Origin of the sequence: Streptomyces sp. HUAS 15-9 (assembly GCF_025642155.1) — a bacterium.
Taxonomy (GTDB): Bacteria; Actinomycetota; Actinomycetes; order Streptomycetales; family Streptomycetaceae; genus Streptomyces.
The window spans coordinates 2,781,201-2,801,372 of record NZ_CP106798.1 but is presented as its reverse complement, the minus strand read 5'-3'; the positions used below and the strand labels follow the sequence as shown (position 1 = coordinate 2,801,372).

At 71.0% G+C, this 20,172-nt stretch carries 18 protein-coding genes and 3 pseudogenes; 11 read left to right on the top strand and 10 right to left on the bottom strand.

Annotated elements, in window-relative coordinates; genetic code table 11:
• The first annotated feature begins 32 nt into the window (after positions 1 to 32).
• Complete coding sequence (locus N8I87_RS12865) at positions 33 to 1,067, top strand: amidohydrolase family protein (protein ID WP_263208437.1); 1,035 nt, start codon at positions 33 to 35, stop codon at positions 1,065 to 1,067.
• Between the two features lie 536 nt (positions 1,068 to 1,603).
• Here the strand turns inward: N8I87_RS12865 and N8I87_RS12860 are convergent.
• Positions 1,604 to 2,308 carry a GntR family transcriptional regulator gene (locus N8I87_RS12860; protein ID WP_263208436.1) on the bottom strand — a complete coding sequence of 235 codons (705 nt, stop codon included), beginning with the start codon at positions 2,306 to 2,308 and terminating at the stop codon, positions 1,604 to 1,606.
• Between the two features lie 160 nt (positions 2,309 to 2,468).
• On the opposite strand from N8I87_RS12860, the gene N8I87_RS12855 reads away from it, so the two are divergent.
• On the top strand, positions 2,469 to 3,008 hold the full coding sequence (locus N8I87_RS12855; protein ID WP_263208434.1) for a YbhB/YbcL family Raf kinase inhibitor-like protein: 540 nt from the start codon (positions 2,469 to 2,471) through the stop codon (positions 3,006 to 3,008).
• An 8-nt stretch (positions 3,009 to 3,016) separates the two neighbouring features.
• Positions 3,017 to 3,307 (top strand): annotated as a pseudogene (locus N8I87_RS12850) (metal-dependent transcriptional regulator); the annotation flags it as partial.
• A gap of 436 nt (positions 3,308 to 3,743) precedes the next feature.
• Here N8I87_RS12850 and N8I87_RS12845 read toward each other — a convergent pair.
• Positions 3,744 to 4,592, bottom strand: coding sequence for a LysR family transcriptional regulator (locus N8I87_RS12845; protein ID WP_263208433.1), 849 nt, complete (start codon positions 4,590 to 4,592; stop codon positions 3,744 to 3,746).
• A 105-nt stretch (positions 4,593 to 4,697) separates the two neighbouring features.
• Here N8I87_RS12845 and N8I87_RS12840 point away from each other — a divergent pair, with 105 nt between their 5' ends.
• From N8I87_RS12840 to N8I87_RS44340, 3 genes and pseudogenes are all read left to right on the top strand, one after another.
• On the top strand, positions 4,698 to 5,423 hold the full coding sequence (locus N8I87_RS12840; protein ID WP_263208432.1) for an SDR family oxidoreductase: 726 nt from the start codon (positions 4,698 to 4,700) through the stop codon (positions 5,421 to 5,423).
• A gap of 52 nt (positions 5,424 to 5,475) precedes the next feature.
• A pseudogene (locus N8I87_RS12835) lies at positions 5,476 to 6,111 on the top strand (NAD-dependent epimerase/dehydratase family protein); the annotation flags it as partial.
• Positions 6,112 to 6,789: 678 nt separating this feature from the next.
• Complete coding sequence (locus N8I87_RS44340) at positions 6,790 to 7,131, top strand: DDE-type integrase/transposase/recombinase (RefSeq protein WP_411577221.1); 342 nt, start codon at positions 6,790 to 6,792, stop codon at positions 7,129 to 7,131.
• A gap of 63 nt (positions 7,132 to 7,194) precedes the next feature.
• Here N8I87_RS44340 and N8I87_RS12830 read toward each other — a convergent pair whose 3' ends face one another.
• Positions 7,195 to 8,361, bottom strand: a complete 1,167-nt coding sequence (locus tag N8I87_RS12830; protein WP_263208430.1) for a PP2C family protein-serine/threonine phosphatase — start codon at positions 8,359 to 8,361, stop codon at positions 7,195 to 7,197.
• A 410-nt stretch (positions 8,362 to 8,771) separates the two neighbouring features.
• Between N8I87_RS12830 and N8I87_RS12825 the strand changes: the two are divergent.
• Positions 8,772 to 8,945 (top strand): annotated as a pseudogene (locus tag N8I87_RS12825) (PIN domain-containing protein); the annotation flags it as partial.
• A gap of 663 nt (positions 8,946 to 9,608) precedes the next feature.
• Here N8I87_RS12825 and N8I87_RS12815 read toward each other — a convergent pair.
• Positions 9,609 to 9,803 carry a hypothetical protein gene (locus N8I87_RS12815; RefSeq protein ID WP_263208428.1) on the bottom strand — a complete coding sequence of 65 codons (195 nt, stop codon included), beginning with the start codon at positions 9,801 to 9,803 and terminating at the stop codon, positions 9,609 to 9,611.
• Between the two features lie 184 nt (positions 9,804 to 9,987).
• Between N8I87_RS12815 and N8I87_RS12810 the strand changes: the two genes are divergently transcribed.
• The 4 genes from N8I87_RS12810 to N8I87_RS12795 all read left to right on the top strand — a co-directional run bounded on the left by N8I87_RS12810 (position 9,988) and on the right by N8I87_RS12795 (position 13,472).
• Positions 9,988 to 10,896 (top strand): RHS repeat domain-containing protein, encoded by a 909-nt coding sequence (locus tag N8I87_RS12810; RefSeq protein ID WP_317633460.1) that lies wholly within the window; start codon positions 9,988 to 9,990, stop codon positions 10,894 to 10,896.
• Positions 10,897 to 11,335: 439 nt separating this feature from the next.
• Positions 11,336 to 12,205: a DUF6924 domain-containing protein gene (locus tag N8I87_RS12805; RefSeq protein ID WP_263208427.1), complete on the top strand. Its 870-nt coding sequence runs from the start codon at positions 11,336 to 11,338 to the stop codon at positions 12,203 to 12,205.
• A gap of 76 nt (positions 12,206 to 12,281) precedes the next feature.
• Positions 12,282 to 12,695, top strand: coding sequence for a cytidine deaminase family protein (locus N8I87_RS12800; RefSeq protein ID WP_263208425.1), 414 nt, complete (start codon positions 12,282 to 12,284; stop codon positions 12,693 to 12,695).
• 252 nt (positions 12,696 to 12,947) lie between these two features.
• Complete coding sequence (locus N8I87_RS12795; protein WP_263208424.1) at positions 12,948 to 13,472, top strand: hypothetical protein; 525 nt, start codon at positions 12,948 to 12,950, stop codon at positions 13,470 to 13,472.
• 334 nt (positions 13,473 to 13,806) lie between these two features.
• Here N8I87_RS12795 and N8I87_RS12790 read toward each other — a convergent pair whose 3' ends face one another.
• The 6 genes from N8I87_RS12790 to N8I87_RS12765 form a co-directional block, all read right to left on the bottom strand.
• Positions 13,807 to 14,844 (bottom strand): rod shape-determining protein, encoded by a 1,038-nt coding sequence (locus tag N8I87_RS12790; protein ID WP_263208422.1) that lies wholly within the window; start codon positions 14,842 to 14,844, stop codon positions 13,807 to 13,809.
• A 233-nt stretch (positions 14,845 to 15,077) separates the two neighbouring features.
• Positions 15,078 to 15,509, bottom strand: coding sequence for a CU044_2847 family protein (locus tag N8I87_RS12785; protein ID WP_263208420.1), 432 nt, complete (start codon positions 15,507 to 15,509; stop codon positions 15,078 to 15,080).
• Between the two features lie 107 nt (positions 15,510 to 15,616).
• Entirely contained in the window at positions 15,617 to 16,960 is a 1,344-nt protein-coding gene (locus tag N8I87_RS12780; protein WP_263208418.1) for a carboxyl transferase domain-containing protein, read from the bottom strand.
• The gene (locus tag N8I87_RS12775) at positions 16,953 to 18,398 is read right to left on the bottom strand and encodes an acyl-CoA synthetase (protein ID WP_263208416.1); all 1,446 of its coding nucleotides are present in this window, start codon (positions 18,396 to 18,398) and stop codon (positions 16,953 to 16,955) included. Before N8I87_RS12775 ends, N8I87_RS12780 begins: the two co-directional genes overlap by 8 nt.
• A gap of 51 nt (positions 18,399 to 18,449) precedes the next feature.
• Entirely contained in the window at positions 18,450 to 19,055 is a 606-nt protein-coding gene (locus N8I87_RS12770) for an O-methyltransferase (RefSeq protein WP_263208414.1), read from the bottom strand.
• Positions 19,056 to 19,098: 43 nt separating this feature from the next.
• Positions 19,099 to 20,160 (bottom strand): MerR family transcriptional regulator, encoded by a 1,062-nt coding sequence (locus N8I87_RS12765; RefSeq protein ID WP_263208412.1) that lies wholly within the window; start codon positions 20,158 to 20,160, stop codon positions 19,099 to 19,101.
• Positions 20,161 to 20,172 lie beyond the last annotated feature (12 nt).

Sequence of the window (20,172 nt, the reverse complement as noted above, 5' to 3'; positions counted from 1 at the left end):
TCCACTGGAAACAAAGCGCGGAGGAGCATCGCATGTCCGACCGACTGCGGATCGTTGCCCTGGAAGAGCACGTCGCCCTGCCCGCGATCATGGATGCGTGGTCGCGGTCCGGGGCGCCGGAGCTGCCGAACCTCGGGTTCGGCGACAGCCCCACCGCCCAGCGACTGCGCGACACCGCGGAGACGAGGCTTGCGCACATGGACGACCAGGGGGTCGACGTGGCGGTGCTGTCGATCTCGTCACCGGGCGTGCAGAACCTGCCTGACTCGGATGCGATCGCCGTGGCCCGCGACACCAACGACCAGCTCGCGGAGATTGTGGCCGGCAGGCCCGATCGGTTCCAGGCGTTCGCGGCGATCCCGACACAGTCGCCGTCGGCCGCGGCTGCGGAGCTGGAGCGAGCCGTCACCGAGCTGGGCTTCCCTGGCGCCATGCTCTACGGGCGCACCGGATCCAAACTCGCCGACGACCCCGGATACGACGAGCTGTACGCCGCTGCGGAGCGGCTGCAGGTTCCCCTCCACTTCCACCCGCAGATGCCTGTGCAGGCGGTGATGGACGCCTACTACTCGAACCTCGGTCCCATCGGGACCGCGCTGGCAGGGCCTGCGATTGGCTGGTACTACGACCTGGGAGTGCAGTACCTGCGGATGATCTTCTCCGGCGTCTTCGACCGGTACCCCGATCTCCAGGTGATCGCCGGCCACTGGGGAGAGGTTGTGCTCTTCTATCTCGACCACACCGGGTTCTTCGCCGACGCCGGTGGCCTGGCCCGCCCGCTCGCCGACTACTTCAAGCAGAACTTCTGGGTCGCCGGCAGCGGCACCGTCAGCCCCCGCTATCTCCGCTGGACAGCCGAAGTCGTGGGGACCGAACGGATGCTGTACTCGACCGACTACCCCTTCACCTACGGGTTCCGCCCCGCTGGCTTCCCCTTCGTGGACACCAGCGCCGGCGTCGCCCGGAGCTTCCTGGAGGACGCCCCCTTCACTGGCGAGCAGAAGGCCGACATCGCGCACCGCAACTGGGAACACCTCACGTCCCGCGCCACAAACCACACCCGGTGACCCAGTGTTCCGTGATGCTGATTGTGATTCTGCAGATCTCTCTAAGCGCGCTGTTCAGCGCACCTCTTGAGGGTCAGCCCAGGTGACGCCAAGAGGATCACGAGACACTGGCCAGGCCCTACCATCACGAGGACCACCGCATCCGACGACCAGTTCCGCAAGCAGCAGGTGGGCAACGGCGTCCCCCTCCGAAGCGGCGGACCAGATGCTGGGCATCTTCGCCGCTGGCGACCCGACACTCGTCACCTTGCTTGGTCGCGAGCCCATCGCCTTGGGCGCGGTGCCGCGCGAGATCTGTCCAGCAAGTGAGGTATGGACGGCGCCGAATGCCGACACCCGATCACGGGAGTGTGCCGAGTTCTGATCTCCATTGGAGGTTGCGGAGCCGGATGACTGTGCCTCGTAGGTGGAGTCCGGCGAGGTAGCTCTGGGGCGCCTTGTCGTAGCGGGTGGCCGGCCCGCGCCGATTCCCGGCTGCTGGAGGGCTCCGGCGTCGAGACCGACGAGTAGGCACTCATCGGGTCATGGCGAGGCGATCAGGCTTCCTTCGCGGGTTCGTGGTGGGTGCAGCGGGTCAGTCCGACCGCGGTCAGGGTGAGGTGCTGGGCCAGTACCTCGGCCGCGGTGTGGGCGTCGCGGGCCAGCGCCGCCTCCTCCAGTCGGCGGTGCTCGCCAACGTGGTCCCGGTCGGGGACGCGGTGAGCCGACCAGCGGCGGGCCAGCTCGCTCGAGGTCCACATCCGGTCGAAGGTCTCCAGCAGGACGGGGTTGCCGCAGCCTTCCAGCAGGGTGCGGTGGAAGATTCGGTGGGCTTCGGACCATGCGCCGCTGTAGTGTTCGCCCTCCTCCGGCACGTGCGCCGGGGTGCGGGCCAGGCGGTGGTGGGCGGCTCGTACGCGGGCCTCCCAGTCGACGTCGCCGCGCTCGATGGACATGCGCAGCACGACCGGCTCGATGGTCCGGCGGGCCTCCGCGATCTCCTGCCAGCGGCGGTCGGAGAAGGCCGGGACCGCGAAGCCGCGGTTGGGCAGCCGGTCGGCGAGGCCCTCGCCGACCACCCGCACGAGCGCCTCGCGCACGACGGCCAGGCTCACGCCCTGTTCCTTGGCCAGGTCCTGGGGTTTGAGGGCGTCACCGGGGGCGTAGTCGCCGCGCATGATCGCGTCCCGCAGGTGTGCGTAGACCTGCTCGGAGAGCATCTGCTTCCCCGACGAGGTCGAGGTGTGGGCCGTCTGGGTCATGTCGTCATCATAGACGATCCGGCAGATAATCGATTATTAGTGTTATGGTCGATCTGACGGTCGATGCAAGGGTGCCGGGGGGTGCTTTACGCAACGCTGCGGGCTCCTGTCGGCCGCATCACCGCCACCCCACAGCACGGCATGAAAGGAACCCGACGCGATGAGCGCCAATGACCCCTTCGCCCGCCTCCCCGAGGCGGCCTCCTTCACCGTCACCAGCACCACCGTCCCCGACGGCGCCGCCTGGCCGCCCGAGCAGTTCTCCGGCATCTTCGGCGTCCCCGGCGGGAAGGACGTCTCCCCGCAGCTGTCCTGGAGCCGGGCCCCGGAAGGCACCAAGAGCTACGCCGTCACTGTTTACGATCCCGACGCCCCCACCGGGTCCGGGTTCTGGCACTGGGCGGTCGCCGACATCCCCGCCACCGTCACCGAACTACCCGAGGGTGCCGGCGACGACACCGGCTCGGGCCTGCCCGAGGGCGCCTACCAGCTGCCCAACGACGCCCGCGCAGCCCGCTTCATCGGCGCTGCCCCGCCGGCCGGGCACGGCCCGCACCGCTACTTCATCGTGGTGCACGCCCTCGACGTCTCCTCCATCGGTGTTGCGGCCGACGCCACCCCGGCCGTCCTCGGCTTCACCATGGCCGGCCACATCCTCGGCCGCGCGGTCCTGACCGCCACCGCCGAGACCCCCGCCTGACCAACAGCATGTCCCAACTCATCGACACCACGGAGATGTATCTGCGCACCATCCTCGAGCTGGAGGAGGAAGGTGCGGTCCCCCTGCGCGCCCGGATCGCCGAGCGCCTGAACCAGAGCGGCCCGACGGTCAGCCAGACGGTGGCGCGGATGGAGCGGGACGGCCTGGTGTTCGTCGCCAGAGACCGGCACCTGGAGCTCACCGACGAGGGCCGCCACCTGGCGACACGCGTGATGCGCAAGCACCGCCTCGCCGAGTGCCTGCTCGTCGACGTGATCGGCCTGGAGTGGGAGCAGGTCCCCACGCGCATGCCCGTTGGGTCGAGTCCGAAAAGGAGCGGTGCCGACGTCCCGGTACACGGTCTCCAGCACCGTCCGCCAGCTCGAACCGGGCATCTGCCCGCAGGGTCAGACACGCCGGCAAACCCGGACGGCTGCGCAGACGCCCCGACGCCCTGCTCGGGGACAAGGGATACGACAGCAACCCCAACCGCCGTGAGCTGCGCCAGCGCCGCATCCTGCCGATGATCTCCCGCAAAGGCGCCCGAACATCAAGGGCCTGGGCAAGCTCCGCTACGTTGTCGAGCAGGCTTCTCACTGCTGCACCACTTCAAATGCCTGGGCGTCCGCTGGGAAAGACGCCTCGACCGGCATGACGCCCTGGTCTCCCTCGCCTGCGGCCTCATCTGCTGGAGACGCCTCAAGAAGACCCGCCAGTGATCGTTTTACGTGCCTTTCAGAGACGTGTCGCGGCCCGGACGAGCCCGGCGACGGCTCGGGACCGGCTATGCGGTGGCCATGCGATGACCGTCGTGACCGTCGGCGCGTCCAGTACAGGCACGGCCGCGAGATCGTCGCGTAGCTGGGCCCGGCACGAATCCGGCGCGATCCAGCAAGCACGGCCGAGCGCGATCAGCTGGTGCAGCTGCGCATGGTCCCGAGCCTGCGGACCGGGGCCGTCCGGGTACCTACCGTCGGGGCCGGGCCAGCGCGGCAGCGGCAGGCCGGGCAGCTCGGTGACTTCGGCCATCCGCACATGGGTCCGGCCGGTGAGGGGATGCCCTGCCGGCAGCACCACGACCTGTCCCTCCGTGCGGAGTTCCTCGGTGTCGAACCCGGCCGTGGTGTCGAACGGCCGGTGCAGCAGAGCCACGTCGGCCCGGCCGTCGCGCAGCATTCGTTCCTGCTCGCCGATCCCGCACAGGAGCAGATCGACGGTGACCGCATCGGGTTCGGCGGCGTAGGCGTCGAGCAGTTTCGCCAGCAGTTCGCTGGACGCGCCGGCTTTCGTGGCAAGGACCACGCCGGCGTGGCCGGTCGCGGCGAGGGCGGCGCGGCGGGTGCGACGCTCGGCGGCCTCGACCGCATCCAGCGCCGCCCGGGCCTCCCGCAGGAGCACCGACCCGGCCTCGGTCAGGGTGACCGCACGGCTGCTGCGTTCCAGCAGCGCCGCCCCGAGGCGCCGTTCCAGCTGGCGGATCGCCCGCGACAGCGGGGGCTGCGCGATCCCGAGCCGCTGTGCGGCCCTGCCGAAGTGCAGCTCCTCGGCGACGGCGACGAAGTACCGCAACTCCCGTGTCTCCACGACGCGATGCTACCCGGACCCAACCGGGATCAATACCCGCACGGTATCGCTGCCCACCCAATCGGTGTTGGCCGACTCCCACTGTGCCCGGACAGGATCAGCCGTATGACTGAACAGACGATTGCGCTGGTGACCGGCGCGAACAAGGGAATCGGGTACGAGATCGCGGCCGGTCTGGGCGCCCTGGGCTGGAGGGTCGCGGTCGGCACCCGGAACGAGGAGCGTCGCGAGGCCGCCGTGGCGAAGCTGCGGGCGGCCGGCGTCGACGCGTTCGGCGTACCGCTCGACGTGACCGACGACGTGAGCGTGGCCGCCGCCGCCGGGCTGATCGAGGAGGGCGCGGGACGCCTCGATGTGCTGGTCAACAACGCCGGCATAACCGGCGGCGCGCCGCAGATGCCCACCACGGTCGACATCGCGACGGTGCTGGCGGCCGTGGAGACCAACGTGATCGGCGTCATCCGCGTCACCAACGCGATGCTGCCGCTGCTGCGCCGCTCGGCGTCGCCGCGGATCGTGAACATGTCCAGCAGCGTCGGCTCGCTGACCCTGCAGACCACTCCCGGCGCCGAAACGGGCCCGATCGCCGTGGCTTACGCGCCGTCGAAGACGTTCCTCAATGCCGTCACCGTCCAGTACGCCAAGGAGCTGGGCGACACGAACTTCCTGATCAACGCCGCGTGCCCCGGCTTCTGCGCGACCGACCTCAACGGTTTTCGCGGCATTCGCACCCCGGAACAGGGCGCGGCGATCGCGCTCCGGCTCGCGACCCTGCCCGACGACGGCCCGACCGGCAGGTTCTTCGACGACGCAGGGGAGGTGCCTTGGTGACCCGCATTCCGGTGAACGACATCGACGCACCACCGACCGCAGGGGGTCCGCCATGCGCATCTTCGTGACCGGCGCGTCCGGCTGGATCGGCTCCGCCGTCCCCGAACTGCTCGAGGCAGGCCACGAGGTGGTCGGACTCGCCCGCTCCGACGCCTCGGCCGGCGCCCTGGAGACGGCCGGCGCCGAGGTCCACCCCGGCTCGCTCGACGACCTCGACGCCCTGCGCGGCGCCGCCGCCGCGTCCGACGGTGTCATCCACCTCGCCTTCAAGCACGAGGAGGCTTTCTCCGGCGACTTCGCGACCGCGGTGGACGCGGACCGTCGCGCGATCGAGGCGTTCGGGGAGGTCCTGGCGGGCTCCGACCAGCCGCTGGTCATCGCCTCCGGCCTGGCCGGGCTCCAGCCCGGCGAACTCGTGACGGAGAACGACGTGCCGGACGCCGCCCTGCCCGGCGGCGGGCGCAGCCTCGTGGCGCAGGCGGCGCTCGCCCTCGCGGACCGGGGTGTGCGCTCCTCCTGCGTGCGCCTCCCACCGACGGTGCACGGTGACGGCGACCACGGCTTCGTTGCGAGTCTGGTCGGCCTGGCCCGCGAGCACGGCGCCTCCGGCTACATCGGCGACGGCACCAACCATTGGCCCGCCGTGCACCGGCTCGACGCCGCGCGCCTGTTCCGGCTCGCGGTGGAGGGGAAGGTGCTGGTGCGGGTGATCAGCCGCAGGTAGGGTACGGCGTCGTGCCTGGTCGGCAGTAGCGTGGCCGACGAGGCCAGGGTCCCGGTGACCCCGCCGACCAGCCCCTCGGCGGTGGTATGGGAGCGCCTTGATCCAGGCCCCGCTTGCCGGGGAGGTACGGCTGCTCGCTGCCCTTGACCACGACGCCCAGCGCGTTCTCCTTCTGCTCGGAAGTCGGCTTGCCCCCGCAATCGCCGACCCACCAGGCCCAGGGAGGGGGCACCTCAACACCCCAACCGGCCCGCTGGCCCAGGCCCTACGTGCCGTCCGCAGCTGGTTGACCCCGCGATCGCGCTGCAACGCTGGTGGACCCACTGTCCGAGTCCTTCGGCGGAGGCTTCGCCCCGACGCAGAGGGGCGGAGCCACTGTGCGTTGGAAAGGAAGTCCGCTGCGTGCGGGTTCGAAACCCACCTCCGAGCCGGCGTAATCGCCTGACAGCCCGGTGTCCCTGGCCGTCCGGGGGTAGTGTCGGGACGCATTTGGGCCGCAAGGACAGGAACAGACCGACAAAGACGGAGGGGCGGAGGCGCGGCGCACCCAGTCTGACCAGCAAAAACGTCGTGAACGGACACTGATCGGCAAGGGCCGCCAAGATCCTCGAAGGACTGCGCGAGACCGGCATCGCCGGCGCGGTGCGCGGCAAGAAGGTGATCACCACCATCATCCCGGACCCGGCCGCCGCAAGGTCCCCGGACCGTCTGGACCGTGACTTCGTAGCCCCGGCCCCCGACCGCACCTGGGTGGCCGACTTCACGCACCTCGCCGCCTGGGCGGGCGTCGTCCATGTCGCGTTCGTCGTGGACACCTTCTCCCGCCGCATCGTCGGATGGTCCGAGTCGATGTCTAAGGAGACCCAACTCGTCGTCCCAGGAGACCCAACCCGTCCTGGACGCACTGGACATGGGCTTGTGGCAGCGCGACCGCGAAGGCTGCCCGCCCGTTTCCGGCAAGCTGGTTCACCACTCGGACAGTGAGTATGTGAAGTACCGGATGTCCCGGGCTACGCACTTGGGCTGCCCTAGCTCCTGCCTCCGTCCTCAGCGATTCGAGGAAGGAGAGCTCCTCGGCTGCCTCTCCGCCGAGTACGTGGGGCGCGTGGAACGGGCTGTACGCGCCGTGCTCGACGTGTATCCGCTGCCGGTGGTGTCCTCGTCGAGCCGGTCGACGAGGAGCATCGCCACGTCGTCCGTCAAGCGGCCTCCCGTATGGCGGATCAACGCCTGGTGCAGTTCTTCCAGGAACTCCCGCGGGGTGGTGCTCGCCCGTATCCTCTCCATGGTCTCCGGCAGAGGGAAGAAGTCGTTGTCGCGATTGCGGGCTTCGATCACGCCGTCGGTGTACAGGAGCAGACGGTCGCCGCGTACGAACGGAAAGCTCTCGGCCTTGGCGGTAATGCCGTCCACGAGATCTTCCAGACCCAGCGGCGGCAGTGGCGGGTCGGGCATCAGGGTCTGAACGCTGCCCCGGTGCAGCACCAGCGGAGGTGGATGGCCACGGTTGACCACGAGCACCACCTGTTCGTCCGGCACCTGGGCCATGAGGGTGGTGATGAATCCCTCCGTCAGAACTTCCTGAGAGTACGTACCGGGCACGGCCGTCTCCCGTCGCAGCGTGGCCTCGCAGCAGCGCATGACCTCCGTCAGCTCGTCCTCGTAGTGCACGGACACCCGGAACGCGCCCAGGGTCACCGCGACCGCGCGCATGGCGGTCAGCCCCTTGCCCCTCACGTCCCCCACGATCAGCCGGACGCCGTACGGCGTCTGCACGGCCTCGTACAGATCACCGCCGACCAGCGCACCTGTCCCCGCAGCGAGGCTCAGGCTGGCGGCCCGCACCGGGCCCAGCCGCTCGGGGACGGGCCGCAGGACGACCTCCTGCGCCGCCACAGCGATCCGGCGGACCTGGTCGAGCTCGCACTGCCTGCGCGTACGCATGGCGTTGCTCAGGATGACACTGGCCACGGACACCACGAACAGCCCCAGGAAGTTCCCGGTGATCAGCTGGGTGAGCGTCCCCCACGACTGGTTGTAGGTCGCGGAGGCCGCGTTCACACCTGCGGCGAGGACTGCCGTGGACAGCGTGCCCATCGGCCCCATCGTCAGCGCGGCCAGCGCCGGCGTCGTGGTGAGCACGGGACCGGTGACCAGATAGTGCGCGGGCGAGAGCTCGATGCCCAACACGGCCAGCACGATCGCGAAGGGCACACACTGCCCCAGCCTGAACGGAACCCCGCCGTGACCGCCCGCTCCTGGTCGAGTGGACGCTCCGGGCCGCAGAGAGGGGCGGAGGCGGGAACGCATACGTACAGCCTGCCTCGCCGGAAGGGAGCGTTCCACCCCTCGGCCCGTGCCGGTCTCCCGGATCAGCGGACCGGAGACCGGTGAACGCGTCCGCGCGCGCCGTACCGCCCCAGCCGCCCTTGGGCCTGCCCAGTCCGTAGAGCGCGGCGACCGTCGGGACCACATCCATCGTGCGGCCGGAGCGTCGCTCACCGTCCGTGTCCGTACGACGCCGCTCCCGACGACGAATGGATTGAGGAGGGTGGCCGGGTGCCGGTGGTTGCCCGGAATCGAGTTCGAGAACACGCTCGGGACCGAGAATCGGTAGCCGGGGCGTACCGAAGAACGCCTGGCGCTGGGTGGACACCGCCCAGTACAAGCTCACCCAGCACGGACAGCACCGTGCGGCCGGCTCTATCGATCTCCTTGTCTGCGCGACGGCGGTCCACCACGGCCATACCGTGCTCCATGTGGACAACGACTTCGTCGCGGTGGCGGACCTTGTGTAGGAGGTCCAGCAACGGGATGTCCGCAGTTGATCGCCTTCGTCGGCCCTCGGAGCGCCTTTCGCGGGGTGGCGGGGACGGCATGAGGTGCCCACTGCGACGGGGGCACTCCGCGGGCGGAGTTCCTTTGGGTTGCCGACCGCGAGTTCGCCTTCCAGAAGCCGAGTGCGCGTCCACGCGAGCCGGTCAACGGTGGCGAGGGTGAGCTCGGCGTCGAGCCACGGGTGAAGACGGCCCGACGCCGGCCGGGCGCAGCGCCGAGAGCGTCAGGGACGCACTCCGCCGCGCACTGACCTGGGACCGCGGCAAGGAGCCGGCTCAGCATGCCCAACTCCACATCGACACCTGGCTGCAGGTCTACTTCGCCGGCCCTCACACCCCCTGGCAACGGGGGTATGAACGAAAACACCAACGGACCGCTGCCCCCGACGCCGGAGCCAACTCCTGGATCAGGTCGCGCTCTTACACCGTCTTCACGGCCGCGACCGGGGGCAGGAGAGCGGTCAGCGGCGCGCTTGCTATGGTTTCGGCCTTGACGGTCGGACGCCACCAGCTGCGCAAGAGACGCCGGAGCCCGTGACGCGGCGAGGCGTGGAGCCGGGCACATGGCTCGTGAGGAGCGTCCGACGATGTCCGCCGTGGGTGGTCCGCACCCACGGCGAGCACTCAGGGCGATTTCCCCGTCCCGCTGTCCTGGCGGTCCGCGCTCGTGGCGACAGCGAGCGCGATGGCCCCGACTGCCATCATGATCAGTCCGACGAGCGGCCGGTCGGCGCTGCGCCATTGCCAGTCCACGGCGAAGGTGAGGATGGCGCCGAAACCGATCGAAGTGATGGCGCCGATGGCAAGCAACCCAGCCATGGCACACCCCCTTTGTCTGTGGTCCACAAGGCTCGGTTTCCCGTGCCGTCTTCACTGTTCCGAAGGCTCCGGGGTGCTCCCAGGGGCCTGTTGACCCCCGTGCGCGCCATACGGCCCTCGCCGGCGGCAAGGCGAACTGCACGGGCTTTGCCCCCTTGCCGCTGTTCCCGGGAACGGATCGGATATGAACAGCCCGGTTCCCATGTCGCCGCCGGACCGACGGCCGAGGCATCCCGCGACGTACGACCCGGTGGGCCGCCCGCTCATCCTGCGCTCGCCCGTGGGCGAACTGCACTTCGCCCACGATCCCGCGAACCGCGAGACGGAGCGCCGCCTCGGTACGGAGGTGAGGCTGACCCAGAGCTGGAGCCCGCGGAACCTCCTCACCGGTCAGAGTCTGACCTTCGGCCCGGAGGCGGACGACGCGGACCGCCTTCTCCAGCACCGCACCTACACACACCGCGCCGACGGCTGCCTCACCGAGATCCGCGAGCTGACCTCGGGCACCCGGCGCTTCGACCTCGACGGCATGGGACGCGTCACCGGAGTGCGGGCGCACGGTTGGACCGAGACCTACGCTTACGACGCGGCGGGCAATGTGGTGGACGCCTCCGCGCCCGCCCACGACACGCCCGGCGAGCGAGAGTTCGACGGCACTCTCGTCCGCTCGGCGGGCGCAACCGCGTACGAGCACGACGCGCAGGGACGCCTGGTCCGCAGAACCCGCAGGCTCCTGAACGGCCAGAGCCGTACGTGGACCTACGCGTGGAACGCCGAGGACCGTCTGGCGGAGGTGGTCACTCCGGACGGTGACCGCTGGCGCTACGCCTACGACCCGGGCCGGCGCATCTCCAAGCACCGGGTGGCCATGGACGGCTCGGAGCACGCCTTCCGGCGGCGTGCGGCGGTATACACGGCGGCGGCGAGGATCACCGTGCCGCCGCCGGCGATGCCCACGGTGCCCATGTGGCTGGAGGAACCTGCGGCCTGCTTGCAGTACCGGCGGTTGTCGCTCTTGACGGTGATGGTCAAGTGGCCCCGGTTGTCGGTCGGTCCGGGCGCCTTGTGGTGTCCGGCGATGTCGACCGGGTAGCTTCCCGGCCTGATGTCGCAGCGGATGGTGCCGTTGCCCTGCCCGAAGCTGTTCTTCTGCATCTCCACGGTGACGGCCTTGGCGAACGCGGGGGACTTCACGGTGAAGCGACCGTTGCCGTCCGCGGCCAGGGAGGTCAGGTCGACGTCGGAGGTGACCGTGATGGGCGCGCCCTGCTGAAGGGGGCCCTCTGCGGCGCTGTCGCTGTCGTTTTCGCTGATGCTGACGCTCAGGCCCGGGTCTTCCACCGCGGATGCCGCGTGGGGGGTCGTCAGTCCGATGATGGTCGTGATGAGGGCGGCTGCTGCCGCGCGCAGGCGTCTGCTGTCATGACGGAGGTGTGGGTCCATGGCTTGTCAGAGGTCTTCAGCCGGGTTTCCGTTCTCACGCCGAAGTCGCCGACAACCGGCAGGCACAGCAAGCACATTGGGGGCTCACCATGCAGCGTTCCAACTGGCCGCTCCTTGACGGCCGCACCCGGCCGCTCAAGTTGAAGGAGTGGGGCGACCTGGCCGTCATGGACCCCGACGCCGGCAAGCGGCCACGTGGACGCGGGTTCCTCGCGGCCGAGAAGGACTGGCTGCGCATCGATGCCGGAAGCGCCATGGAGAACCCCGTCGTCGCTCTCTACGCCGGAGACGACCCGGGAGCGGAGAGCGGCTGGGACGAGGTCGAAGAGGTCACCGTGATCTCCACGACCGGCTTCCTCGCCCTGTGCGACAGCGGATACGAGCCGCTGCGCAAAGAGAATCTCGCCACCGCAGGAGTCGGCCCCTACCTGATCCGTGTCCATGCCAGTGACCGGTCGTCGGACGGCAGGAGGCCCCGCTTCCTCATCCAGGTCATCCCCGGCGAGCGTACGGGGGCCGAGCCCGAGCCGGCCTCCTCCACGATCGAGGAGTCCACCGGGCCGTTCCTGGTGCGGACGTGCTTCGAACAGCCGGATGAGTGGGCACGCTTGCTCCAGGCCCTCGAAGGAGGCTCGGAGCACCACGAGTCGATCACCGTCATCGACAACCGCGCCTATGCGGGCTTCACGGCGGATCGGATCCAGGCGCGGATCGGGCGGGATGACGAGGACTGGCCCGGCATCACCCTCGTCCTCATCGCCGACGAGTGGGCACTGGCCTCCGCGGAGTTCCCTTTGCTGGCCGTGAACAACCTGCCCGACGAGGACGACGATCCGTTCAGGATCACCCTCGCAGCGGCCGGTTCCTTCGTCGTCAACATGGAGCTGGCGAACACGAGTTTCGGTGCGTGGGGCGATGGTGTCGACGCCGACGGCATCTACCGGGAAGAGCACTACTGACAGTGCCGCCGATATTCGCTTGCACACCCTCGTCACCCGGGTCAACGTCGCCTGACACCTGACGAAGGCAGAGAAGATGACCACGCAGACCCACCCCGTCGACCATGAACTCGTCCAGGCCGCGGCGCTCGTCGCTCGCACTCGCTGTCGGGGCGACAACCACACCATGGCTGCCGCGGCCCGCGCCCGGGACGGCCGGATCGTCACCGCGGTGAACGCCTACCACTTCACGGGAGGGCCGTGCGCGGAGCTGGTCCTCATCGGCGCGGCAGCCGCCCAGGGCGCCTACGACCTGGACACGATCGTCGCCGTGGGCGACCGCGACCGGGGGGTTGTTCCCCCGTGCGGTCGGTGCCGTCAGGTCCTTCTCGACTACTTCCCCGCCCTCAAGGTCATTGTCGGCGAAGGCGACCGCGTACGAACCGTCCCTGTCACCGACCTGCTGCCCGAAAGCTATGTCTGGGCCGACCACCAGCTGGACGCCGAGTAGCCACGACACTCAGCTGCCGAGTATCCGGGGATCCAAGCCCCGCCCAACAACCAAACCCCGCCCAACAACCAAGCCCCGCCCAACAACCAAGTCCGGCCCATGACTTCACCTACGCCTGTCATGGTGAGGTCAAATGTTCAATCAAGGCATTCCTGGTCCGGCAAAGGGGTCTACCCGCATAGAAGAACCCGGTGCTGTCATGCGCACGACTGCCCGGAAATCGTGCCGGGCACCGTACCGGGAGACCCCCACATGTCCCGAATACCGCGCCCCCTCGTGACCACCCTGTCCACCCTCGCCCTCGCCGCCGCGGGCCTCACCGTCACCACCGGCAGCGCCCATGCCGCCGGCTGCAGCCAGGACCACCTCCCCCTGCCCGACCCCGGCTGCCAGCCCGGCGCGTTCAACCCCGACGTCACTCAGAGCACCATCGGCTCCACGATCTGCGTCTCCGGCTGGACCGCGACCGTACGGCCGTCCAGCTCGTACACCACCGCGCTGAAGAAGAAGCAGATCGTCGAGTACGGCTACACGGACACCAGCACCTCCGACTACGAGGAGGACCACTTCGTCCCGCTCGAACTCGGCGGCGCCCCCAAGAGCGAGCTCAACCTCTGGCCGGAGCCCGAGTACGGCACCAGGACCGCCGCGAACAAGGACACCGTCGAGAACAAGCTCAAGAAGGCCGTCTGCGCCGGTCGGGTCAGCCTGGCCGATGCCCAGGACGCGATCGTCACCGACTGGACCACCGCGCTCTCCAGCCTCGGCCTCGGCTGACGCGGTTCAGGGGTCCGTCTCCTCCTCCGGGAGTAGACGGACCCCTTCGTCTCCTGCCGGGGAGGCATGGGAGGTCGCTCCGTGGGCACGATGTGCCAGACCGGGTCGCGGGCGAGGCTTGGGCGTATCAACTGCGGGGCACTGACCTCGTACCGAATGAGCGGTGACGAGCAGTGCCAGGAAGACCCGACAGTACGAGGCCTGAGGAGGCGTCATGGACCGCCGGATCCGTGTTCGTGTCAGCCGTCGGCCCGCCGCACCTCGCGGGCAGGAGATCGACCGCAGGACGCCTTCGGGGCGGATCCTGCCCTACTGACGTACATCACTGGGGGGTTCAGGCCGCCAGTGGGTCCAGCGTCATCGGCTCGATCCTGCCCTCCAGCATGGCGCCGATGCCCTGTACGGCACACACGTCGGGCCGCTCGGCGATGTGCACCGGCATGCCGGTGGCCCGTCTGAGCATCTCGTCGAACCCGGGGATCAGCGCGGACCCGCCGACCATCATCATCCCGACGTCGGCGAGGTCGGCCACCAGATCGGGTGGGCAGACCCGCAGCACCTTGCCGATGCCGTCCAGCACGGCCGTCAACGGCGTGTGGATGGCTTCCCGTACGGTCGCGGTGTCGACCCGCACGGACCGGGCGAGGCCGGTGGCCACGTCCCGCCCGTGGATCTCCGTGGTCGCCGGTCCCTGCGCGTTGAGACCGCTGCCGGACAGGGCCAGCTGCAACGGCCGTACGGACTGGCTCGGCAGCACCAGTTCGTGCTCGTGCCGCAGGAGCTGCACGATCGCGTGGTCGACGGCCTCCCCGCCGACGTTGATCCGCTCGGCGGTGACGATCGAGCCGAGCGAGAGGACGGCGACCTGGGTGGCGGCGGCCCCGCACACGACGATCATCATGCCCTGGGGCTGTTCCACCGGGAGCCCGCAGCCCACGGCGGCGGCGATGAGGGTGTCGACGAGTTCGACGCGCCGGGCGCCCAGGCCGACCAGGGTCTCGATGGTCGCTCGCTGGGCCAGCGGACCGGCGTCGTGCGGGGTGCAGGCGGCGGCCCGGAGGCGGGTCTTGCGGCGCAGGGTGCGGCGGACCTTGTCGCCGAGCAGATGGCGCAGCATGCGCTGGGCCATCTCGATGTCGACGACCGTACCGCCGGAGACCGGCCGCACCACGCGGATGTAACTCGGCGTCCGCCCCGTCATCCGCTCCGCGAAGTCGCCCACCGCGATGAGCGCGCCGGTCCGGATGTTCACGGCAGCGACGGAGGGCTGGTCGACGACCAGACCGGCGCCCTTCACATACACCCGGGTGCGGGCCGCCCCCAGGTCGACGGCGAAGTGGCAGCGGCGCAACTGCTCCAGACTGACGGTCACGGCAGATCCTCCCGGGTGCGCAGGCCGTGGGGGTGCCGCCGGGTGGCGGGCCTCTTCCTGCATCCTGCGCGGGCCGGGGGACGGTGCGCCTTCTGGAGGGGGCCGGGCGGGGTGCCGCTGAATGGGGGGTTCGCAGGAGCCGGGCGGGGACGCGGGTCGTGCCCGGCCCGCCCGGAGGTGGCGTACGGGTAACATGCCGCCCGCCCCGGGAAGGGGCACGTACGGTGCGCTGCTCAGGACCCGGTGGTGGGACCCGCCGCGGGCGGGACGGCCGGCGTCTGCGGCGGCTCCTGACGTGGCGTGCTCGACGGGGCCGCCGCCTCCTGTCCCGACGACCAGCTGAGCCGGACGACCAGTTGTCCCTCGGCCGCACCCTTGGCGATCACCGCCCCGGCCTCCGCGCTCAGCTTCACCCCGAACTCCAGCTCCACGGAGTCGGGCCGCAGCGCGCCCTCCCGGAAGACCCGCAGCGCGGACTGCGCCGCCGAGCGGACCGAGCCCAGGGCGCTCTCGAAGGTGTGGACGGTCCGGTCCGCCGTTCCGTTGCCGGGTCCGTTGCCGGGGCCTTCGCCGCGTGAGACGAGGCGGGTCCCGGTCGTGGGGTCCGCGGTCTCCACGACGACGACCGTGCCGTCATCGGTCCTGAACTCCACCAGCTTGGCCATGGCCGCGCACGCTCCCCCGTGTTCTTGATCCACTACCGGCTCCATTGTTCCCGAAGCCGACCGGCGATGTCCCCCGTTCGGCCGGTTGCGCCCGCCCCTGCCGAGGCTCAACGCCGGGCGTGGTCCACGATGCCGCGGATCACTCCCAGCTCCACCAGGTCCTGTGGCCGGATACGGAGCTGGTCGGCCGTCGCCTCCGTCTCCTCCGGGGGGCGCTTCAGGATGGCGGCCGCCAGTTCCGGGGCGATGACCGAGAAGTAACTGTCCGGCGTGGCCCAGGTGTTGCCGGGCGCCGCCAGCGCCAGCGCCCCGCCCGAGCCGCCCTCGCCGATGACGAGCGTGGTGACCGGGGTACGGGCGGCGGCCACGGCCCCGAACACGTCCGCGATCGCCGCACCCGCGCCCTCTCGCTCCGCCTCGGCGTCGTTCGCCGCGCCCGGTGTGTCCACCAGGGTCAGCACCGGTATCCCGAGCCGGTCCGCCAGCCGGATCAGCCGGGCGGCGGTGCGGTATCCGGCGGGGCGGGTCTTCGTCCCGGTCTGGGCGGCGTAGGCGACGGTACGTCCGTCCCGCTCGCCGAAGCCGCACAGCATCCCGTCGGGATCGGTGCCCCCGCAGCGGTCGCCGACGAGCGCGGCACGGCGGGTGAAGTACGCGTCCAAGTAGGCCTGTGCCCGGGGGCGTTCGGGGGAGCGGGCGCGGAGGACGGCCTCCCAGCCGGTGGCCGGGAGGGGTGTGGAGCCGAGCGCGGACGGGGGCGGGGCCTCGGCCGCCGGTGTGGTCAGCAGCCGTAGCCACAGCCCGAGCGTCTCCCGCAGCTCCTCGGGTCGTACCACCGCGTCCGCCGAACCCGCCGCCACCTGCGCCTCCGCCGTGTAGGCGGCGGGGTCGGCGTCCGGCGGGCGGACCCGGGAGCCCGCGAAGCCGACCTGGGCCCCGGGGAGGGCGAGGGTGATGTCGGCACCGGCGCCCAGGGTGGCCCAGCCGCCGCCCGTCGTCGGGTCGCGCAGTACGGCGATCTGGGACAGGCCTGCCTCCCGGGTGAGCGCCGACTGTCGGGCCACACGCTGGAGTTGGGTCAGCGCGAACATGCCCTCCTGCATCCGGCTGCCGCCGGTGGCGATCAGCGGGACGACCGGGAGGCGGTGTGCGCGGGCGTGGGTGTACGCCGCCTCCAGGCGGTCGCCGGTACGCCGGCCCAGGGAGCCGCCGAGGAAGCCGAACTCGAAGGCGATCAGCACGGCGGGCGTGCCCTCGACGCGGGCGGTGCCGCAGACGACGGACTCCTCCTCGCCGGTGCGGCGGGCGGCGCGGGCGCGCGAGGCGTCGTACCCCTGCCAGGAGATCGGTCCGTCGGGCGCGGACTTCCCTTCCCGGTAGGGGAGTTCGGTGAAGGTGGAGGCGTCGCAGACCAGTGCGAGTATGTCGCGCGCCGACAGCCGCTCAGGCATCGCGCAGCTCCCGCTTCATGATCTTCCCCATGTCGTTGCGGGGGAGGACGTCCAGGTGCCGTACGACACGCGGGCGCTTGTGCGGAGCCAGCCTGCGGGCCACATGGTCGGCCAACTCCTGGTCGGACGGCGGGGACTGGGGATCCGCCGGGACGATCCACGCCACGATCCGCTCGCCCAGATCCGCGTCCGGTTCCCCGGTGACGGCCGCCTCCAGCACCCCCGGATGCTCCAGGAGGGCGTTCTCGATCTCCCCGGCCCCGATCTTGTAACCGCCGCTCTTGATCAGGTCGGTGGCCTTGCGTCCGACGATGCGCACGTACCCGTCCGGCTCGCGCACGGCCATGTCCCCGGTCCGGAACCAGCCGTCCTCGGTGAAGGCGGCGGCGGTCGCGTCGGGCCGGTTGAGGTACTCGGTGAACAGGTTCGGGCCGCGCACCTGGATCTCGCCGACGGTCTCCCCGTCGTACGCCGCGACGGGCGTCCCGTCCTCCTCCACCAGCCGAAGCTCCACGCCCGGCAGCGGCACCCCGACCGTGCCCGCGCGCGGCTCGCCGTCGGCCCGCACGCTGGTGTTCATGAGCGTCTCCGTCATGCCGTACCGCTCGATCACCCGCTGACCGGTCGCCGCCGTGATCCGCTCGTGGTCGTGCACGGGCAGCGCGGCCGAGCCGGAGACGAGCAGCCGGGCCCGGCCGAGCGCCTTGGCCAGCTCCGGGTCGCGGGGCAGGGCCTCGGCGATGCGGTGGTACATCGTCGGCACCCCGAACAGTATGGTGGCGCCGTCGTTCAGCTCCCGGGTCACGCCCTCGGTGCCGAAGCGCCCGAGATGCCGCACGGATCCGCCGCGCCGGAGCGGGCCGAGCACGCCGAGCACCAGACCGTGCACATGGAACAGCGGCAGCCCGTGCACCAGGACGTCCTCGCCGGTCCACTGCCAGGCGTCGGCGAGCGCGTCCAGGGTCGTGGCGAGCGCCCGGCGGGGGATGACGGCGCCCTTGGGCGGACCGGTGGTGCCGGAGGTGTAGACGATCAGCGCGGGGTCGCTTTCGGACGTACGGTCCTCGGGCACGTCCCCGCTGCCGAACGCGTCGACATCGACGCGCTCCAAGTCAGCCAGTGCCGCCGGGAGTTCGTCACCCGGCGCGGTCAGCACCAGCGAGGGCGCGCTGTCGGAGAGGATGTGCGCGAGTTCCTTCTCCCCCGACTTCGGGTTGAGCGGCACCGCGGCCGCCCCGGCGAGCAGCACGCCCACCACCCCGACGGCCGTCTCCAGCTCCGGGGTCGCCCACACGGCCACCCGGCCCGCGCCATGAACCCGGGCGGCCACGGCCCCCGCGGCGGCACCCAGTTGCGCGTACGTCAGCGACCGTTCGCCGAACCGCAGGGCGACTCGCTCGCCGGAACCGCCCACCAGGGCCGGAAAGAGGGAGGACACGCGAAGCACTCCTTGTCTGTCGGGACGCTGCAGGGGACGACAGCACCCTTCCTACACCAGGCGCCGCGTCCCCACGACCGCGCTCAGATCCGAAGCGAGTCGCAGCTCCGCCGAGCACAGCACCGGGTGCTCCAGCCAGTGCAGCCGGGCCCGGTCGGGGAGACCGTCGTGCAGCGGCGGCCAGGTGGTGGCGGGCGTGAAGTCGTCCACGACGACCGTGCCGCCGGGTACGAGCAGCCGCTCCACGTCGGCGGGGGTGTCCCCGGGCGCTTTTCCCTGCCCGCCGCCGTCGAGCACGAGCAGGTCGTACGGCGCGTGCTCCTCGATCCTCCGCCAGTCGCCGGTGAGCACCTCGGCCCCCGGCCGGCCGGCGAAGATCCCGGCCGCGACCCGCGCCCGCGCCGGCTCGCGCTCGACGCTGTACAGCCGCACGCCGTCACCCGCGCCGGCGGCCAGCCAAGCCAGCCCCACCCCGAGCCCCGTGCCCGTCTCGCCGATCCGGGCCCGTGCGCCGCCCGCCAGGGCGTACAGCAGACGCCCCTGCTCGGGGCGGCACGAATACGGGAAGCCGTGGCCACGGGCGACGGCCACCGCGCGCCGGACGAGCGGAGGCAGATGGTCCACGCCGGTGTACGCGTCGGTCCCCGAAAGCGCCATGGACCCGATCCTGCCCGACGCCCGGCTGCCGTGTCGAAGGGTGTCAGGCCGCCGCCTCCACCACGTCCGCCACCACGCAGCTCACGTTGTCCGGGCTGCCCACGGCGTTCGCCTCGGTGATCAGGGTGCGTACGGCGGTGTCCGGGGCCGGGGCGGTGGACAGGAGCTGGGTGATCCGGGCGTCCGGTACGACGCCGGACAGGCCGTCGGAGCACAGCAGGTACCGGTCGCCGGGCAGGGCGTCGTGCAGTTTCAGGTCGGGGACGGCAGGGGTGTCGCCCGAGAGCGCCTTGAGGAGCATGGCGTGCTGTGGATGGGCGGTGGCCTCCTCCGCGGTCAGCCGGCCCTCGTCGATCATCGACTGGACGACCGTGTGGTCGTGGGTGATCCGGAACAGGCCGCCGTCGCGGAGCAGATACGCGCGGGAGTCGCCGATGTGGACGAGGGCCAGCCGGGACCCCGTCCACAGCAGCGCGGTCAGCGTGGTGCCGACGGTGTCGCTGCCGCCGGCCACGTCCCGGACCGCCTCGGTCGCGCCCCGCACGGCCTCCTCCAGCAGGTTCAGCACGCTGCCCGCCGACGGCTCCTCGCTCTCCAGGAACTTCAGCGCCTCCACGGCGGCGCTGCTCGCGGGCGCCCCGGCGGGCCCGAACCCGTCGGCCACGGCGAGCAGCCGTGTGCCCGCGTAGGCCGTGTCCTGGTTGGCGGGCCGTACGCGCCCGGTGTCGGAGTGGGCGCAATAGCGCAGTTCCAGCATCGTGGTGTCCTTCCTCGGCTCTGCGGTCAGGTGGTCGACGAGGAACCCGGCCAGATCGCGGCGTACGGCCGTCTCCCGCTCGACCCGCGCCCAATAGGCACGGATCTCGCGGGCGGCCGCCGCGGGCGGCAGCGCGCACACCTGCCGGATCGAGGCCAGCGGCATCCCCAGCCGCCGCAGCCACGCCACCAGCCGTGCCCGCTCCAGCTGCTCCACCGCGTAATAGCGGTACCCGGTGTCCGGGTCGACCCGCGCGGGCCGCAGCAGCTCCAGCTCGTCGTACAGCCGCAGCGCCTTCGGTGACAGCCGGCACGCCTTCGAGAAGGCCCCGATCGTCAGCAGCTCCATGCGCCGCCACCC

What these genes read in the sequence shown, in the direction of transcription:
- N8I87_RS12780 (WP_263208418.1), bottom strand. Translation starts at nt 16,960, where the DNA reads ATGCCTGAGCGGCTGTCGGCGCGCGACATACTCGCACTGGTCTGCGAC.
- N8I87_RS12860 (WP_263208436.1), bottom strand. Translation starts at nt 2,308, where the DNA reads ATGACCCAGACGGCCCACACCTCGACCTCGTCGGGGAAGCAGATGCTC.
- N8I87_RS12765 (WP_263208412.1), bottom strand. Translation starts at nt 20,160, where the DNA reads ATGGAGCTGCTGACGATCGGGGCCTTCTCGAAGGCGTGCCGGCTGTCA.
- N8I87_RS12770 (WP_263208414.1), bottom strand. Translation starts at nt 19,055, where the DNA reads ATGGCGCTTTCGGGGACCGACGCGTACACCGGCGTGGACCATCTGCCT.
- N8I87_RS12840 (WP_263208432.1), top strand. Translation starts at nt 4,698, where the DNA reads ATGACTGAACAGACGATTGCGCTGGTGACCGGCGCGAACAAGGGAATC.
- N8I87_RS12805 (WP_263208427.1), top strand. Translation starts at nt 11,336, where the DNA reads ATGCAGCGTTCCAACTGGCCGCTCCTTGACGGCCGCACCCGGCCGCTC.
- N8I87_RS12810 (WP_317633460.1), top strand. Translation starts at nt 9,988, where the DNA reads ATGAACAGCCCGGTTCCCATGTCGCCGCCGGACCGACGGCCGAGGCAT.
- N8I87_RS12800 (WP_263208425.1), top strand. Translation starts at nt 12,282, where the DNA reads ATGACCACGCAGACCCACCCCGTCGACCATGAACTCGTCCAGGCCGCG.
- N8I87_RS12785 (WP_263208420.1), bottom strand. Translation starts at nt 15,509, where the DNA reads ATGGCCAAGCTGGTGGAGTTCAGGACCGATGACGGCACGGTCGTCGTC.
- N8I87_RS12815 (WP_263208428.1), bottom strand. Translation starts at nt 9,803, where the DNA reads ATGGCTGGGTTGCTTGCCATCGGCGCCATCACTTCGATCGGTTTCGGC.
- N8I87_RS12795 (WP_263208424.1), top strand. Translation starts at nt 12,948, where the DNA reads ATGTCCCGAATACCGCGCCCCCTCGTGACCACCCTGTCCACCCTCGCC.
- N8I87_RS12865 (WP_263208437.1), top strand. Translation starts at nt 33, where the DNA reads ATGTCCGACCGACTGCGGATCGTTGCCCTGGAAGAGCACGTCGCCCTG.
- N8I87_RS12855 (WP_263208434.1), top strand. Translation starts at nt 2,469, where the DNA reads ATGAGCGCCAATGACCCCTTCGCCCGCCTCCCCGAGGCGGCCTCCTTC.